The following is a 15,269-nucleotide window of genomic DNA, read 5'->3' as shown; positions in this document are numbered from 1 at the left end:
GCAATGGTCAAGCGGCTGCGCGCTTATCTTTGTACGCCCGCAAGTCGTGGCCTGTTGGGCGGTGTGTCCGCCACAAGGGTCGGGCGCGTCACGGGCGGGTCGGCCTTGATCACTGGCGCGCGGCGCTTCTTGGTCGCGGGCGCGGGCTTTGCGCGGCGGAACGGCATAGACACCAGCGCCGCCAAAATCGCAAGACCGGCCCAGCCACCCAGGAAACCCGTTCCGGCAGAGGCAGCCCCCGCCACGCTCAGCGGCATAGCAGGTGTGAAATCATCCCAGACCGCAGTTAGCGTCACAGGGTCCGCCATGCGATGCGGCAATGTCAGACGTTCCATCGGCGTGGCTTCGCGCAACAGCATCAAGTTCTCGCTCAACCGCGCATGGCGGGCAAAGGTCCTCCGCCAAAGTGCCTCTTGCGAAGCCACCAGCGAGGTGTCTGCCATCGCCTGCAACATCTCTTCGCGGCCCATGCCATCGGCAAGGGCGGCCTCGTCGAACTCCACAACCTGCCGCGTCAGTTCATCAACCTGACCGGCCAGCCGTTGCAGGTATTGCTGCGAAAACTCAGGGTATTGCGACAGGCCAGCGGCACCGCTCAGCCCACCGATCAAACAGAGGGCGCGGATCATGCCAGCGCCCCGTTGCGGGAAATCATTGTCATCTGCTGCCTCAACACATTTTGTTTTGACGCTGGATAGCAGATTTTCGCAGGGCTGTTAACGCGTCATCGGCGCTATGCGCGCTCTTCCGCGTGCGCGTGCAGCCATTCAATCACGTTTTCCGCGTCCTGATCTGGCGGAAATACCGGATAGAATACCTTTTCAATCACCCGGTCGCGCACAATCATCGTCAGCCGCTTGTGCAGATACTTGCCATCCGCCTCCATGCCCGGCAGATCAAGCGCCTTACCGAATACCAGATCGGCATCGGATAAAAGCGGGAATGGCAGGTGCAGGCGCGCGGCGGCCTCTGCCTGATAATCCGTGTCCTGTGTCGAAAGCCCGAAGAGGTGATCCACCCCGTAATCGCGCAATTCCGCATAGTGATCGCGGAAGGCGCAGGACTGGGGCGTGCAGCCGCGCGCACCCGGGATATCATTCCAGCCTTCGGGCAAGTCGCGGTCAGGGCGGCCAGTCATCGGATAGACATAGATCACCGCCAGCCCGCGCAAATCACTGAGCGTCACCGCAGGCCCGTCGGTGACGGGTAGCGTCACTTCCGGGAGCGTTTGCCCTTCCAGATGTGCCGCTTTGCCATCGTCTGCCGGTGCGGGAATCAATGTCCAGTCGACGTCGGACAAGCTCACGCGATCCCCTCGTAGATCTTGGCAATCTTTGCAACAGCTTCTTCGGGGGGCAGTTCCTCACTCTCACCAGTCCGGCGGCTGGTCAATTCGACCACACCGTTCTTGAGGCCGCGTGGCCCCACCGTAATGCGCCAAGGCAGGCCGATCATGTCCATCGTGCCGAACTTGGCCCCTGCCCGTTCGTCGCGGTCGTCGTAAAGCGGCTCGAGGCCCAGCGCTGTCAGCGACGCATAGAGCGCCTCGCAAGCCGCATCCGCCTCGGCATCACCGGTTTTCAGGTTCACGATCCCGCAATGGAACGGCGTCACACCCTCAGGCCAGATGATGCCCTTGTCGTCATGGCTCGCCTCGATGATCGCACCCAGCAGGCGGGATACACCAATGCCGTGGCTGCCCATATGGACCGGTACCTTGCCGCCCTTGCCATCATCGACCAAAGCGCCCATCGCCTCGGAATATTTGGTGCCAAAGTAAAAAATCTGCCCCACTTCGATCCCGCGCGCCGTGCGGCGGCGTTCTTCGGGCACCGCGTTGAACAACGCCTCATCGTGGGTTTCGTCGGTGCGGGCATAGCGCGAGGTGAATTCCTCCAGCACCGCCTGACACGCCGCGTGATCGTCATAATCAATCTCGCGGTCGCCGAACTTCAGTTCAGTAATCTCGCTGTCATAGAACACCTCTGACTCGCCAGTCTCGGCCAGCACAAGGAACTCATGGGTGTCATCGCCGCCAATCGGGCCACTGTCCGCGCGCATTGGAATGGCTTGCAGGCCCATGCGTTCATAGGTGCGCAGATAGCTGACCAAATGGCGGTTGTAGGCATGCAGCGCGTCTTCTTTGGTCAGGTCAAAGTTATAGCCGTCTTTCATATAGAACTCGCGGCCCCGCATGACGCCAAAGCGCGGGCGGACCTCGTCGCGGAATTTCCACTGGATCTGATAGAGGGTCAGCGGCAGGTCTTTATAGCTGGTCACATGGGCGCGGAAGATATCCGTCACCAGTTCCTCGGCCGTTGGCGTGAACAGCATCTCGCGTCCGCCACGGTCCTTGATCCGCAGCATTTCTTCGCCGTAGGCATCATAGCGCCCGCTTTCGCGCCACAGGTCCGCAGACTGGATCGTCGGCATCTGGATCGCGATATGGCCCGCGCGCGCCTGTTCCTCATGCACGATGTTTTCGATCTTGCGCAGAACCTTAAAGCCGAGCGGCAGCCATGAATAGATCCCCGCGCTGGCCTGTTTGATCATCCCCGCCTGCAACATATAGCGGTGGCTGACGATCTGCGCCTCGCGGGGCGTTTCTTTGAGAACGGGCAGGAAATAGCGGCTCATGCGCATGTGTTCGACCTTTTCGGATACAAGTGTTGGGTGCGGGTTTAATCCGCGGCGATGCCCCTCGCAAGCAGTGTCATAACAGAAGGCTGACCGTGGCGAAGATTATACTGCCCTCAATACCACCTGTTTCAGTCGCAAGCGTAACCCGTGCCGGGTAAATTTTATCCATGCTCTTGCACCGCCATGCGGCTTGCCGCATCTATTGGTCAGAGAAATAAGGATCATACATGGCACTTCCTGTCGGACAACAAGCAAAATACTGGGGCATCGCGACAGCGGTGTTTCTGGTGGCTTTGTGGTTTCTGGGCGATGTGATCCTGCCCTTCGTGCTTGGCGGGGCGATTGCCTATTGCCTTGACCCCATCGCGGACCGGCTTGAGCGCCTGGGATGTAGCCGCATTGCTGCTGTCGCTATTATCACGCTGATCGCGCTCTTTGTCTTTATTCTGCTGATCCTGCTGGTCATCCCGACACTTGTGCAACAAACCGCGTCGCTGATCGAAACTGCGCCTGCATTGTTCGACCGCCTGCGCACCGGCCTGACCGAGCGTTTCCCGCAGCTGATGGACAACCAAAGCGTGGCCTATCAGCAGCTTTTGACAATTGGCGAGGCCATTCAGTCACGTGGCGGTGAGCTGATCAACGGGCTGCTGTCTTCGGCGCTCGGGCTCATCAACATCATCGTTTTGCTGATCATCGTGCCGGTTGTGGCGGTCTATATGCTGCTCGACTGGGACAATATGACCGCCAAGATCGACAGCATGCTGCCGCGCGATCACGTTGATACCATCCGCCAACTGGCCCGTGACATCGACGCGACGCTGGCCTCGTTCATTCGCGGACAAGGCACCGTCTGTCTGGTGCTGGGCACCTACTATGCCGTAGCGCTGATGCTGGCAGGGCTGAATTTTGGCCTGATCGTGGGCTTTATCGCGGGGCTGATCACCTTCATTCCCTATGTGGGCGCCTTGGTCGGGGGCACACTGGCCGTCGGGCTGGCACTGTTTCAGTTCTGGGGCAGTGTCGAGGTGCCCGATGGCGACACGATAGCCTATGCAACCAACTGGCTCCGGATCGGGATTGTCGCAGCGATTTTCGGGCTGGGACAGTTTCTCGAGGGCAACATCCTGACACCGAAACTTGTGGGTGGGTCTGTTGGCCTGCATCCTGTGTGGCTGCTGTTCGCGCTGTCGGTTTTCGGCACCCTTTTTGGCTTCGTCGGCATGCTGGTGGCCGTGCCCATCGCCGCCATGATCGGTGTGGTCGCGCGCTGGGGTCTGGCCCAATACAAAGACAGCCTCCTTTATCGCGGCAAATCCGGGGGCGACTGAATGTCAGACCAGCTCGCTTTTGACTGGCCAACGGGTGTTGCGCTGGGGCCTGATGATTTCTTCGTCTCCGAGGCGAACGCGCAGGCCTTTGCGATGCTGTCCGCGCCCGAGACATGGCCGGAACGCAAACTGGCCCTGATTGGCCCGACAGGCAGCGGCAAAAGCCATCTGGCGCGCGTCTTTCAAAGCCAGAATGACGCGGTTTTGATTGAGGCCGCAACGATTGGCGCTGATTTCCGGACAGATGCGAGGACAGTCATCATCGAGGACATCGAAAGGCTGCCGCCCCTGGCCGAGGAAGCGGTGTTCCACCTTCACAACAATCTGCGTAACGCGCGCGGTACTTTGCTGCTCACATCCCATGTGCCGCCAAGCCGCTGGTCAATCGCCCTGCCCGATTTGGCCAGCCGAATGCAGGCCACCACCGTTGCGCAGATCACCAACCCCGATGATGCGCTGTTATCGGCGCTGATCATGAAGCTTTTTACCGACCGGCAGATCAACCCGCAGCCCCATCTGGTCCAGTATCTGAGCACCCGCATTGAAAGGTCCTATGCGGCGGCGGCCGAAATCGTCGCCCGTCTTGATACGGCCGCCCTCGCGCAGGGTCGCAAGATCAACAAAGCACTCGCCGCCGAGTTGCTGGACAAAATGTAACGAAGCCCGCAATACTTGTCATATTGCCGCAATAAATGCGGAACAAAAGGCCTTCATGATCGACGCAAATTTCTTAGAAGGGGCATACCCCGCCCCCACAACACTCGATATTGACCCCGAAAGCCCCGCGCGTTTTGTCAACCGCGAGCTGAGCTGGATCGGCTTTAACTGGCGCGTGCTGGAAGAGGCGGAAAACCCGCGCGTGCCTTTGCTCGAGCGGCTGCGGTTTCTGTCGATTTCGGCCACCAACCTTGATGAATTCTATACCGTGCGCGTCGCCGGCCTGCGCGAATTGGCAAATGAGGGGAATGTGACCCCTGGCCTAGACGGTCTCACCCCGGCCGAACAACTCGTGGATATCGATCGCGATGCACGCGCTCTGATGACGCGCCAGCAAACGGTTTTTACCGAGTTGCAAAAGCTCATGGCTGAACAGGATATCCATATTCTGGACCGAGCCGCACTGAGCAACGACGACATCAACTATCTTGAAGACGTGTTTCTGGAACAGGTGTTTCCGGTTCTTTCGCCCCTCGCGATTGACCCAGCACATCCCTTCCCGTTTCTGCCTAACGAAGGTTTCGCACTGGCGCTCCAGCTTGAGCGGCCCAGCGACAAGCGCCAGTTACGGTCACTTCTGCCGGTACCCGCGCAAATCGCCCGCTTTGTGGCACTCCCCGCCGAAACGGGGCACCGTTTTCTGCCGCTGGAAGAGCTTCTGGTGCTGCATATCGGGCGGCTCTTCCCCGGCTATAAGATGAAGGGCAGCTGCGCCTTCAAGGTCCTGCGCGACAGTGATCTGGAACTGGAGGACGAAGCCGAAGACCTGGTGCGCGAGTTTGAAACGGCCCTGAAACGGCGCCGGCGTGGTGAGGTGGTGCGCCTGAAACTCTCGGCGGGCGCACCTCCTGCGCTGAAATCACTGATCATGTCGGAACTGCATGTGACGGAAGACACCGTAGTCGAGGTCGACGGCTTGATCGGCATTGCCGATCTTGGCGAACTGGTGCTGGACAGCCGCCCCGACCTGTTGTGGCCCCCCTTTTCGCCACGGGTGCCGGAACGGGTGCAGGACCATGACGGCGATATGTTCGCCGCAATCCGCCAAAAGGATATGCTGCTGCATCACCCTTATGAAACCTTCGACATGGTGGTGCGTTTTCTGACACAGGCCGCGCGCGATCCCAATGTCGTGGCGATCAAACAGACGCTTTATCGGACCTCCAAACGCTCGCCCATCGTCGAGGCGCTTTGCGAGGCTGCCGAAGACGGCAAATCCGTCACCGCATTGGTCGAGTTGAAAGCCCGCTTTGACGAGGCCGCCAACATCCGCCAGTCTCGACGGCTGGAACGCGCGGGCGCGCATGTTGTCTACGGGTTTCTGAAGTACAAAACGCATGCCAAAATCAGTACAGTGGTCCGCCGCGAGGGCGACAAACTGGTGACCTATACCCACTTTGGCACCGGGAACTACCACCCCATTACTGCGCGCATCTACACCGACCTGAGCCTGTTCACCTGTGATGCCGATCTGGGCCGCGATGCGACCAAGGTATTCAACTACCTCTCAGGCTATGCGCAGCCCGAGGGGTTGCAGAACCTGTCGATCTCGCCGCTCACGCTCAAGCAGACCCTGCTGGACAGTATCGCCAAAGAGGCCGAGAACGCGCGGGCAGGCAAACCTGCGGTGATCTGGGCCAAGATGAACTCATTGATCGAAACCGACGTGATTGACGCGCTTTATGCGGCAAGTCAGGCCGGCGTGAAAATCAGCCTCGTTGTGCGCGGCATTTGCGGGCTGCGGCCGGGTGTCAAAGACCTGTCGGAAAACATCCGTGTGAAATCCATTGTCGGCCGGTTTCTGGAACATTCGCGCATTGTCTGCTTTGGTAACGGCAATACGCTGCCGTCCAAAAAGGCGAAGGTCTATATCAGTTCCGCCGACTGGATGGGGCGCAACCTCAACCGGCGGGTCGAGACGCTGGTCGAGATCAAGAACCCGACAGTAAAGGCCCAGATCGTCAGCCAGATCATGGCTGCCAATATGGCCGATATCGCGCAAAGCTGGGTGATGGCAGCAGACGGCAGCTTTACCCGTGCACCGGTCGAGGAAGGGGTTTTCGCCTTTAACTGCCACCGGTTCTTCATGGAAAATCCGTCTCTATCGGGTCGTGGTTCCGCAGGGGCATCCGATGTTCCGCAGTTGACGCATACGGATGATTGATTGATACCCTTCCCCTGGGGATGAAGACCGAGGGTTTCGATGACACAAGCGCCTGCCGAAGAAACAATCGACTGGGGGCCGTTCGGACGTCCTTTGTTTGAGGATGCTGCCGCCAAACGCCTCAGCCGCGTGGGTGTGATCGACGTGGGCTCCAACTCGGTCCGTTTGGTGGTGTTTGATGGTGCGGCCCGCTCGCCTGCTTATTTCTACAACGAAAAAATCATGTGCGCGCTGGGTGCGGGCCTGTCACAGACAGGGCACCTGAACCCCGAAGGGCGCGTGCGGGCGCTGTCGGCGATCCGCCGGTTTGCCGCACTGGCCGAAGGGATGGGTATTCCGCCCCTGACAGCCGTGGCCACCGCAGCAGTGCGCGAAGCCAGCGACGGCAAGGAATTCCAGGATGATGTCTTGCGCGAAACGGGCATCAAGCTCTGGATCATCGACGGACAGGAAGAGGCGCGCTTGTCGGCGCAAGGTGTCTTGCTGGGCTGGCCCGGCAGCTATGGTCTTGTTTGCGATATCGGCGGATCTTCGATGGAGCTTGCGGATCTGGCGGATGGCCGTGTGGGCAATCGCCTGACCTCAGCGCTGGGGCCGCTGAAACTGCGCGAAATCAAAGGCGGGCGCAAGGCGGTCAAAGCATATGTGCGCGAAACCATGGCGCAGCTGCATGACCAGATGGGCAACGCCACGGGGATGCGCCTGTTTCTGGTTGGCGGGTCATGGCGGGCCATTGCAAGGGTCGATATGGAACGGCGGGGTTATCCGCTGACGGTGCTGCACGAATACCGGATGAGCGCGCGGCAGATCAGCAAGACCGCCGAATACATCCGTCAGTCCGACCTGACCGAACTGCGGGCACGCTGCAATATCTCGGACAGCCGCATGACACTGGTCCCCCTTGCGACAATTGTCCTCAAAGAACTGATGCGCACCTTCAAGCCCAAGGATGTGGCGATCTCATCCTACGGGATCCGTGAAGGGATGCTTTATGAGCAGATGCCCCGTGCGCTGCGCGAACGCGACCCGCTGATCGAGGCTTGCCGCTTTGTCGAAGCAAAAGACGCCCGCTTGCCGGGCTTCGGGCGGGTCCTGTATGAATTCATCAAGCCTTTGTTTCCCCGGGCGAACTGGCAGCGCAAACGGATCATCAAAGCGGCCTGCCTCCTGCATGACGTCAGCTGGCGCGCGCACCCCGATTACCGTGCCGAGGTCACGTTCGACAACGCCACACGCGCCAATCTGGGCGGATTGAAGCATTATGAGCGCGTGTTCCTCGGGCTTGCTCTGATGAACCGCTACACAAGCAAAACCGCGAATTCGCGGTTCACGCCGCTTTTCGCGATGCTTGATGAAGGTCAGATCAAAGAAGCGGAAATACTCGGCAAGGCGATGCGTCTTGGGGCCATGCTCTGGCTGACCGCCGATGAAGAGCCCGGCACATTGAATTGGAAGCCACAAAAGCGCGAATTGAAGTTGAGCCTGACCGAACACGCCCGACCGCTTTTTGGTGAGGTCGCACAAGTCCGCTTTGAAGCATTGGCAACGGCAATGGATGCGACCAGCACCGTCGCATTCACCAAGTAATCGCGGAAGCGCGCAAAATGGCTCTGGCAACTCACCTGATTCCTCCGTCCGTCTGACCCAAGGACAATTGCCAGAGGATCTTGTCACAATCCGAAATCAACAATAATCACAGTGACTAAAAACTGTTTCCGTTAAGTGCGATTTTTTCGGCACATATTTTAACTGAAGATTAACAATCGCGATTTAGACACGCAAAAGTCAGATTCTCGCCGCATTTGACTAGATTTTGTGGCATGATCGGCAGAGGTTAGGAACACGGGTGGTTCTAACCTGTGTTTGTAAAATTCTGCCGTGTTGGCAGAGAAGTGATTTTGGATGGTAAACGTGGTACACGAAGCAGTCAGATTTGATGTTGCAACAGCGGCAACGAAAGGTGAGCGGGACTATCAAGAAGACAGTCTGATCGCCAGCTTCCCCCAAGGACAAGAAACCGGATTTGCCGTGCTCGCCGATGGCATGGGCGGGCATATGTGCGGTGATGTGGCCAGTGCGCTGGTGATGTCCGAGGTGTTCAGCCAGATCAAGATGAACGAAATGCTGCTGGGCAGACGCATTACCGACATCTCGAGCATTCTTCACATGACAGCAACCGCTGCCAACGACCGGATCACCGAATATGTCAAAGAACGGCCTGACTCCTACGGCATGGGTGCCACGCTTCTAGCGACCGTTATTCGCGGGGATGAACTTTACTGGGTGTCAGTCGGCGACTCGCCGCTCTTTCTGTACCGCGACGGGGTCCTGACACAGCTGAACCAGGATCACTCGATGGCGCCGCAAATTGACATGATGGTGAAGGTCGGCGCGATGTCGGAGGAAGTGGGTCGCAACCACCCTGACCGCAATACACTGACCTCCGCCATTGCGGGCCACGCTATCGCCAAGATCGATTGTCCCGACACCCCGAAAACCGTTCGGGAGGGCGATATCATCATCGCGGCAACGGACGGGCTGCAATTTTTGTCCAATGACACGATTGGCGCGATCCTGAAAGAGACGCACGCGAAGCGCAGCATGGATATTTCAAGCGCCCTTTTGGCCGCTCTGGACGAACTTGCAGATCCGGATCAGGACAATACCGCATTCACCGTCATCAAACTTGGCGCAAGCCAGCATGTTGCCCTGTCCGGCACAGACGACATGGACGGATCGGCCCTTTTCCAGCGTCACGACGCAACTTCACGCAAAGCCCCGGTGTTGGAGACTGTCGCCACCAACCCCAATCCCGCACGAAATGCCTCGGCAGTGCAGGACCCGATCGATATTCCCAAGAAACGGGTGATCCGTCTGGTCACATCGCAAACGCTGGATTTCGAGCAAACAGAGGCACCAGAGGGAACCGGCGCACCGGTCTCGCCGAGCAAGCCGCAAGGCAACACAAGCTGGTATCGCCGCCGTACATCAAACGACTAGGCGCGCACTAAAGCTCTATTTCAGTTGTGTCAGGCTCGGGCTCCCACACAGGGGCGTCCGGGCTACGGCGCATGATGATATCGCCATTGGGCAGGATTTCGGGCGCTTCATAATAGCGAAGATCGTCAATCCGTTCGAGCAGTTCGCCGAACGCCGGACCGACCGATTGGACAAATTCACCCAAGGCGGGCCCCATTTGCTCAACGTTGTCCCGGAGCGCATCCAGCGCAGGTTCCATCTCTGACATCAAGCCGCGCATTAGCATCCGCGCGCCCTCTTCCATGAGGTCGAGACCTTCGCCCATGTCGCCTTCGGGTGCATCCTCTGCCATGGCAGGCACACACAAAAGCGCCGCAACGACCGTGAGTGCGAGAATCTGTTTCATACCGTGAAAATAGGAATGCCGGGGTACGATTACAAATCACAAATCAATATCAAGCACGACCGGGAAGTGATCTGACGCCATCAGGAGCGCTTCGCGAACGGCGTCATCCGCATAGCAATCGGGATGATCGAAAGGATGCCAGATCTGCCATTTTGGTGATTTCGCAGCCAAACTTGGTGACACCATGATATAATCAAGCAGGGCCTGCAGATACGGCTGCCCTTTGCGTTTGAACCGTGCCGTGACCGGCGCTGCCCCGATCCTGCGGCCCAACACGATCTGCGCGTGCGGATCGAAAAGCCGCGTTTCGCCATTCTCGCCCAAGACAATCTCGACCCCTGAACGGCCGAAGAGTTTTTCATACTCGTCAAGCCCCGGACCGTCATTGAAATCCCCCAGCACAATCAGGTCGTCACCAGCTGCCAGATGCTGTTCCACGCGTTTGCGCAGCCAGACACATTGCGCCAGTTGTTTGCGGCGGTTCTGGATCGAAATCCGCGTTGCCTCTGCCGCATTCCGCGCACCATGCGGGGCTTTTGACTTTGCATGCACCCCGATCAGGCGCAGCGGCCCGTTTGCAGTTGTCATTGCGATTTCAAGCGGCGGTTTGGACCAGACAATCGGGTCGGGATGGGCGTCCACATCGACATCCATCCGGAATTCCCCGTCAAACCGCGGCACGGATGCATCGCTTTGCGGGTCATGGCGTGCAACGACAACATCAGGGTCAAAAAGCAGTGCGATTTCCTGCTGCGTGTCGTTGGTAAACCCCGTCACCGCCTCACGCGCGCGCAGACCGAAACGTGCGGCGAAATTCTCCAGCGCCACCCGCGCATCGCGACGGTTGCTTGAATCAGGGGCCTCAATGATCATGACCGCATCCGCGTCCATCGCGGCAAAGACGACGCCCAATCCGGCGGTCTGTTCGGCCTTGGTGACATCCCAGCGCGCCGACCATGTGCCGTCATCAATTAGCCTGTCATGGCGGTCAAAAAGGCTGTTGAACCATTCCACATTGTAGGTCGCGATCCTCACGCGTGGTTCCCCTGGATCTCTTCCCAGGCGCGGTTGATTGCCACCATCCGCCGTTCCGCAAGCTTCACCGCCTCTTCCGGCACACCACGCGCCATCATCTGGTCAGGATGGGTATCGCGCACCAATTGGCGCCACGCCGCGCGGATCTCGTGCTTTGACGCTGTGGGGTCCACCCCCAGCACATCGTAGGGATCGCGCTCGGCTTCATCCACAAACTGGGCGCGGATGCTGCGGAAGCGGCGCGCGTCAAATCCGAAAATCGTAGCGACATTTTGCAGGAAATCGTCTTCTTTGGGGTGATACAGCCCGTCGGCCAGGGCGATGTGAAACAGCCCCTCCAGCAGGTCGCGCAGCGGGCGCACATCATCGCCATACATGGCCTTGATGCGGCGCGCATAGATATCGTAGCCCGCCACGTCCTGACGTGCGAGATTGAAGACACGCGCAGCGTTCGCCTCTTCCGCGGCCGGGATCACGAAAACCTCGCGGAAGGCCACAACCTCATCCTTGGTCACCTGCCCGTCTGCCTTGGCCATCTTTGCGCCCAGCGCGATTACGGCGATCGCAAAGGCCACAGTCCGATCCGGTGACGCACGCAGTTTCTCGAAAACAGCCGACAGCCCCTCACCTTTGGCGAGTGCTGCGATTGCTTCGGCCATGCGGGACCAAATCGACATAAAGTACGGTCCTTTTTACAGGCGTTTTTGCATCAGGACTAAATCAATCCAACGCCCGAACTTGAACCCCACTTCGGGCAATCTTGCAACCTCTGCGAACCCCATACGGGCATGAAAGGCGACTGCACCAGCGTTTTCGGCGCTGCATCCGGCGAACATGCTGTGCTTGCCTGCCGCCGCGGCTTGGGCGCAAAGTGCCGCCATCAACTGCCGTCCACCGCCCTGTCCCTGCGCGTCCTGATGCAACATGATCGTGTGCTCGACCGTGAAACGATAGCCTTCGCCACCCCGAAACGGAAAATACCGCGCGAAGCCCAGAACGCGGCCATCATCCTCCCAGACCAGACAATCCTGCGCCGTAAGATCAGCCACTTCCCCATCGGATTTTTCGACCGGATTGAACGTAATGGTCGTCTCGCGGATCGCATGGTTCCAGATTGCCGCGATCTGTGGTGCATCTGCCCGGGTCGCGGCGCGGATCATGCCAGTGTCCTGACCCCGCTGGGGGTGTCAAAGGTCGCCCGCAGCCCGAACGGCCCCGTGACCATTGCGACGCGGCTGTCGGCAAGGTCCATCATTTGCATCAGGTCGGACGCATCAGGGTGGCTGACCTCCAATCTGCGCAACCGCACACCGCTTGGCGTCAGCCGTGCGCTGGGATGCAGCATGCCGGCGCCCCATTCGATCAACGTTGGAAAGGCCCCCTGATACGGCAGACTGCCATCATCGGGCACAGTAATTTGCCACTGCAAGTCGCCCCGCGTCAAAGCGCGCGCGCTGCCCGCCGTTGTAGGTGCTTTGGCCAAGGCCGCTGCCAGATCATCGGTCTGGCAAATCCAGTTCGCAAGGCGCGGCGGGCCGGTAAAATCATCCAGCCCGAACCACGCATGGCCCGCCTCTGGCACGGCGCCGGGTTCTTTCGCAATCACCTCGAAATAGAGCCCATCGGCCAAACCGAGCAACGTATTGTAAGTGCCATATCGGGGATGTTGCCCGCCGGGTTGCAGGGTCACACCCAGCTGTTCCTCGACCCACGCCGTACCTTCGGCAAGGTCGGTACAGGCAACGGCAAGATGGTCCAGTCTGATCATCATCCGCTCCTATGCGCGCGCACTGCGGATCAGGTTCAGAATATCCGCAGCCGCTTTAGGAATATTTGTGCCTGGTCCAAAGATCGCTTTCACGCCGCTATCATACAGGAACTGATAGTCCTGCTGCGGGATCACGCCGCCGCAGATGACAATAATATCATCCGCACCCGCATCTTTCAGCGCCTGCACCAGTTTGGGCGCAAGGGTCTTATGCCCCGCCGCCTGCGAAGAAATCCCGATCACATGCACGTCATTGTCGATCGCATCCTGTGCGGCTTCGGCCGGGGTCTGGAACAGGGGACCGACATCCACATCAAAACCGATATCGGCAAAGGCGGTGGCGATCACCTTGGCCCCGCGGTCATGCCCGTCCTGCCCCATCTTGACGACCAGCATACGCGGGCGGCGCCCCTCTTCTTCTGCGAATTTTTCAACGCTTTCCTGAATAGCGGCAAAGCCTGCGTCGCCCTCATAGGCTGCGCCGTAAACGCCCGCCAATGTCTTCACCTCGGCACGGTGCCGTCCGAATGCTTTTTCCATGGCCATGCTGATCTCTCCGACTGTGGCGCGGGCGCGTGATGCATCGACCGCGGCTTCGAGCAAATTGCCGCCTTCATGGGCGCGGCGGGTGATTTCGGTAAGGGCGGCCGCGCAGGCGGCTTCATCACGGGCGGCTTTCGTGGCCTCGATCCGTGCGATCTGCGACAGGCGCACCGCCTCATTGTCGATATCCAGAATATCGATCGGGTCTTCGTTGTCCTTGCGGTACTTGTTGACGCCCACGACCACTTCGGTCCCGCGGTCAATGCCAGCCTGACGCCGCGCTGCAGTTTCCTCGATCCGCAGTTTCGGCATGCCAGAGGCCACAGCCTTGGTCATCCCGCCCATTTCCTCAACCTCTTGGATCAGTTTCCATGCCTCTTCGGCCAGATCATGCGTCAGCTTTTCGACGTAGTAAGACCCCGCCAGTGGATCGACCACATTGGTCACGCCGGTCTCTTCCTGCAAGATCAACTGCGTGTTCCGCGCAATGCGAGCGCTGAACTCGGTCGGCAGTGCAATCGCCTCGTCCAGCGCGTTGGTATGCAGCGACTGGGTGCCGCCCAACACCGCGCTCATCGCCTCATAGGCGGTGCGGATGACGTTGTTATAGGGGTCCTGTTCCTGCAACGACACGCCAGAGGTCTGGCAGTGTGTGCGCAACATGGATGACTTGGGGTCTTTGGGCTCAAACTCGGCCATGATCCGTGACCAGAGCAGACGTGCGGCGCGCAGTTTGGCGGCCTCCATGAAGAAATTCATGCCGATGGCAAAGAAAAAGCTGAGGCGCCCGGCGAATTTATCCACATCCATGCCGCGCGCGATGGCAGTGCGCACATATTCGCGCCCGTCGGCAAGCGTATAGGCCAGCTCTTGCACCAAATTCGCGCCCGCCTCTTGCATGTGGTAGCCCGAGATCGAGATCGAGTTGAATTTCGGCATCTCGGCGGTGGTATATTCAATGATATCCGCAATGATCCGCATCGAAGGTTCGGGCGGATAAACATAGGTATTCCGCACCATGAATTCCTTCAGAATGTCATTCTGAATAGTGCCCGACAGCACGTTGCGCGGATGCCCCTGCTCTTCGCCTGCGACGATGAAATTGGCGAGGATCGGAATAACCGCTCCGTTCATCGTCATCGACACGCTGACCTTGTCCAGCGGGATGCCATCAAAGAGGATTTTCATATCCTCGACGCTGTCAATCGCCACACCGGCCTTGCCCACATCGCCCTCAACGCGCGGGTGGTCGCTGTCATAACCGCGGTGCGTCGCCAGATCAAAGGCCACCGACACCCCCTGTTGGCCTGCCGCCAGCGCCTTGCGATAGAAGGCGTTGGATTCCTCTGCCGTGGAAAACCCTGCATATTGCCGGATCGTCCAGGGGCGGCCTGCGTACATCGTGGCCTTGACCCCGCGCGTAAACGGGGCCTGTCCCGGGATACCACCCATATGCGGCAATCCGTCCACATCCTCTGCGGTATAGAGCGGCTGGACGGGGATGCCCTCCAGCGTGTCCCACGTCAGGGCCTCCAAAGGCTTGCCACGTAGCTCTTTGCGGGCAATTTCTTCCCAAGTTTTCTTGTCAGACATTGTGACCTCCGGCGGTATTTCTGGTGGCGGACACGCATTTGTTTGATGCAAAATGCAGTTGCCCCTTAGCTTTTGGCGCAAGCGCCTCTATAT

14 protein-coding genes are annotated in these 15,269 nt (G+C 59.1%); 5 read left to right on the top strand and 9 right to left on the bottom strand.

What is annotated here, in order from left to right; translation table 11 throughout:
- Positions 1 to 23 precede the first annotated feature (23 nt).
- From SJY29_RS03115 to proS, 3 genes are all read right to left on the bottom strand, one after another.
- Positions 24 to 629, bottom strand: coding sequence for a DUF2937 family protein (locus SJY29_RS03115; RefSeq protein ID WP_400086695.1), 606 nt, complete (start codon positions 627 to 629; stop codon positions 24 to 26).
- Between the two features lie 104 nt (positions 630 to 733).
- Positions 734 to 1,306: a peroxiredoxin gene (locus tag SJY29_RS03110; protein WP_400086692.1), complete on the bottom strand. Its 573-nt coding sequence runs from the start codon at positions 1,304 to 1,306 to the stop codon at positions 734 to 736.
- The gene (gene proS / locus SJY29_RS03105) at positions 1,303 to 2,643 is read right to left on the bottom strand and encodes a proline--tRNA ligase (RefSeq protein WP_400086690.1); all 1,341 of its coding nucleotides are present in this window, start codon (positions 2,641 to 2,643) and stop codon (positions 1,303 to 1,305) included. Before proS ends, SJY29_RS03110 begins: the two co-directional genes overlap by 4 nt.
- 224 nt (positions 2,644 to 2,867) lie before the next feature.
- Between proS and SJY29_RS03100 the strand changes: the two genes are divergently transcribed.
- From SJY29_RS03100 to SJY29_RS03080, 5 genes are all read left to right on the top strand, one after another.
- The gene (locus SJY29_RS03100) at positions 2,868 to 3,971 is read left to right on the top strand and encodes an AI-2E family transporter (RefSeq protein ID WP_400086687.1); all 1,104 of its coding nucleotides are present in this window, start codon (positions 2,868 to 2,870) and stop codon (positions 3,969 to 3,971) included.
- Positions 3,972 to 4,628, top strand: a complete 657-nt coding sequence (locus SJY29_RS03095; protein ID WP_400086684.1) for a chromosomal replication initiator DnaA — start codon at positions 3,972 to 3,974, stop codon at positions 4,626 to 4,628.
- A gap of 55 nt (positions 4,629 to 4,683) precedes the next feature.
- Entirely contained in the window at positions 4,684 to 6,852 is a 2,169-nt protein-coding gene (locus SJY29_RS03090) for an RNA degradosome polyphosphate kinase (RefSeq protein WP_110280005.1), read from the top strand.
- A 39-nt stretch (positions 6,853 to 6,891) separates the two neighbouring features.
- Complete coding sequence (locus tag SJY29_RS03085; RefSeq protein WP_400086681.1) at positions 6,892 to 8,439, top strand: Ppx/GppA family phosphatase; 1,548 nt, start codon at positions 6,892 to 6,894, stop codon at positions 8,437 to 8,439.
- 315 nt (positions 8,440 to 8,754) lie between these two features.
- Positions 8,755 to 9,852 (top strand): PP2C family protein-serine/threonine phosphatase, encoded by a 1,098-nt coding sequence (locus tag SJY29_RS03080; RefSeq protein ID WP_400086678.1) that lies wholly within the window; start codon positions 8,755 to 8,757, stop codon positions 9,850 to 9,852.
- Positions 9,853 to 9,859: 7 nt separating this feature from the next.
- Here the strand turns inward: SJY29_RS03080 and SJY29_RS03075 are convergent, their stop codons facing one another.
- The 6 genes from SJY29_RS03075 to scpA are packed head-to-tail and all read right to left on the bottom strand — an operon-like array spanning position 9,860 to position 15,176.
- A complete protein-coding gene (locus SJY29_RS03075; protein ID WP_400086675.1) occupies positions 9,860 to 10,237 on the bottom strand; it encodes an AAA+ family ATPase in 378 nt (125 codons plus the stop codon).
- Between the two features lie 36 nt (positions 10,238 to 10,273).
- The gene (locus SJY29_RS03070; RefSeq protein ID WP_400086672.1) at positions 10,274 to 11,272 is read right to left on the bottom strand and encodes an endonuclease/exonuclease/phosphatase family protein; all 999 of its coding nucleotides are present in this window, start codon (positions 11,270 to 11,272) and stop codon (positions 10,274 to 10,276) included.
- Positions 11,269 to 11,949 (bottom strand): TerB family tellurite resistance protein, encoded by a 681-nt coding sequence (locus tag SJY29_RS03065; RefSeq protein WP_400086669.1) that lies wholly within the window; start codon positions 11,947 to 11,949, stop codon positions 11,269 to 11,271. The genes SJY29_RS03070 and SJY29_RS03065 overlap by 4 nt, the downstream gene beginning before the upstream one ends.
- A 15-nt stretch (positions 11,950 to 11,964) precedes the next feature.
- The gene (locus tag SJY29_RS03060; protein WP_400086666.1) at positions 11,965 to 12,432 is read right to left on the bottom strand and encodes a GNAT family N-acetyltransferase; all 468 of its coding nucleotides are present in this window, start codon (positions 12,430 to 12,432) and stop codon (positions 11,965 to 11,967) included.
- Positions 12,429 to 13,040 carry a VOC family protein gene (locus SJY29_RS03055; RefSeq protein WP_400088822.1) on the bottom strand — a complete coding sequence of 204 codons (612 nt, stop codon included), beginning with the start codon at positions 13,038 to 13,040 and terminating at the stop codon, positions 12,429 to 12,431. Before SJY29_RS03055 ends, SJY29_RS03060 begins: the two co-directional genes overlap by 4 nt.
- A gap of 9 nt (positions 13,041 to 13,049) precedes the next feature.
- Positions 13,050 to 15,176, bottom strand: coding sequence for a methylmalonyl-CoA mutase (gene scpA / locus SJY29_RS03050; protein WP_400086663.1), 2,127 nt, complete (start codon positions 15,174 to 15,176; stop codon positions 13,050 to 13,052).
- Positions 15,177 to 15,269: the final 93 nt, after the last annotated feature.

Origin of the sequence: Yoonia sp. R78084 (genome assembly GCF_044595625.1) — a bacterium.
In the GTDB taxonomy this organism is placed as follows: Bacteria; Pseudomonadota; Alphaproteobacteria; order Rhodobacterales; family Rhodobacteraceae; genus Yoonia.
Note: the sequence above shows the minus strand (reverse complement) of the source record. Positions and strands in the feature narration are given on the sequence as shown.

What these genes read in the sequence shown, in the direction of transcription:
- SJY29_RS03095 (WP_400086684.1), top strand. Translation starts at nt 3,972, where the DNA reads ATGTCAGACCAGCTCGCTTTTGACTGGCCAACGGGTGTTGCGCTGGGG.
- proS (WP_400086690.1), bottom strand. Translation starts at nt 2,643, where the DNA reads ATGCGCATGAGCCGCTATTTCCTGCCCGTTCTCAAAGAAACGCCCCGC.
- SJY29_RS03090 (WP_110280005.1), top strand. Translation starts at nt 4,684, where the DNA reads ATGATCGACGCAAATTTCTTAGAAGGGGCATACCCCGCCCCCACAACA.
- SJY29_RS03085 (WP_400086681.1), top strand. Translation starts at nt 6,892, where the DNA reads ATGACACAAGCGCCTGCCGAAGAAACAATCGACTGGGGGCCGTTCGGA.
- SJY29_RS03065 (WP_400086669.1), bottom strand. Translation starts at nt 11,949, where the DNA reads ATGTCGATTTGGTCCCGCATGGCCGAAGCAATCGCAGCACTCGCCAAA.
- SJY29_RS03100 (WP_400086687.1), top strand. Translation starts at nt 2,868, where the DNA reads ATGGCACTTCCTGTCGGACAACAAGCAAAATACTGGGGCATCGCGACA.
- scpA (WP_400086663.1), bottom strand. Translation starts at nt 15,176, where the DNA reads ATGTCTGACAAGAAAACTTGGGAAGAAATTGCCCGCAAAGAGCTACGT.
- SJY29_RS03080 (WP_400086678.1), top strand. Translation starts at nt 8,755, where the DNA reads ATGGTAAACGTGGTACACGAAGCAGTCAGATTTGATGTTGCAACAGCG.
- SJY29_RS03075 (WP_400086675.1), bottom strand. Translation starts at nt 10,237, where the DNA reads ATGAAACAGATTCTCGCACTCACGGTCGTTGCGGCGCTTTTGTGTGTG.
- SJY29_RS03115 (WP_400086695.1), bottom strand. Translation starts at nt 629, where the DNA reads ATGATCCGCGCCCTCTGTTTGATCGGTGGGCTGAGCGGTGCCGCTGGC.
- SJY29_RS03055 (WP_400088822.1), bottom strand. Translation starts at nt 13,040, where the DNA reads ATGATCAGACTGGACCATCTTGCCGTTGCCTGTACCGACCTTGCCGAA.
- SJY29_RS03060 (WP_400086666.1), bottom strand. Translation starts at nt 12,432, where the DNA reads ATGATCCGCGCCGCGACCCGGGCAGATGCACCACAGATCGCGGCAATC.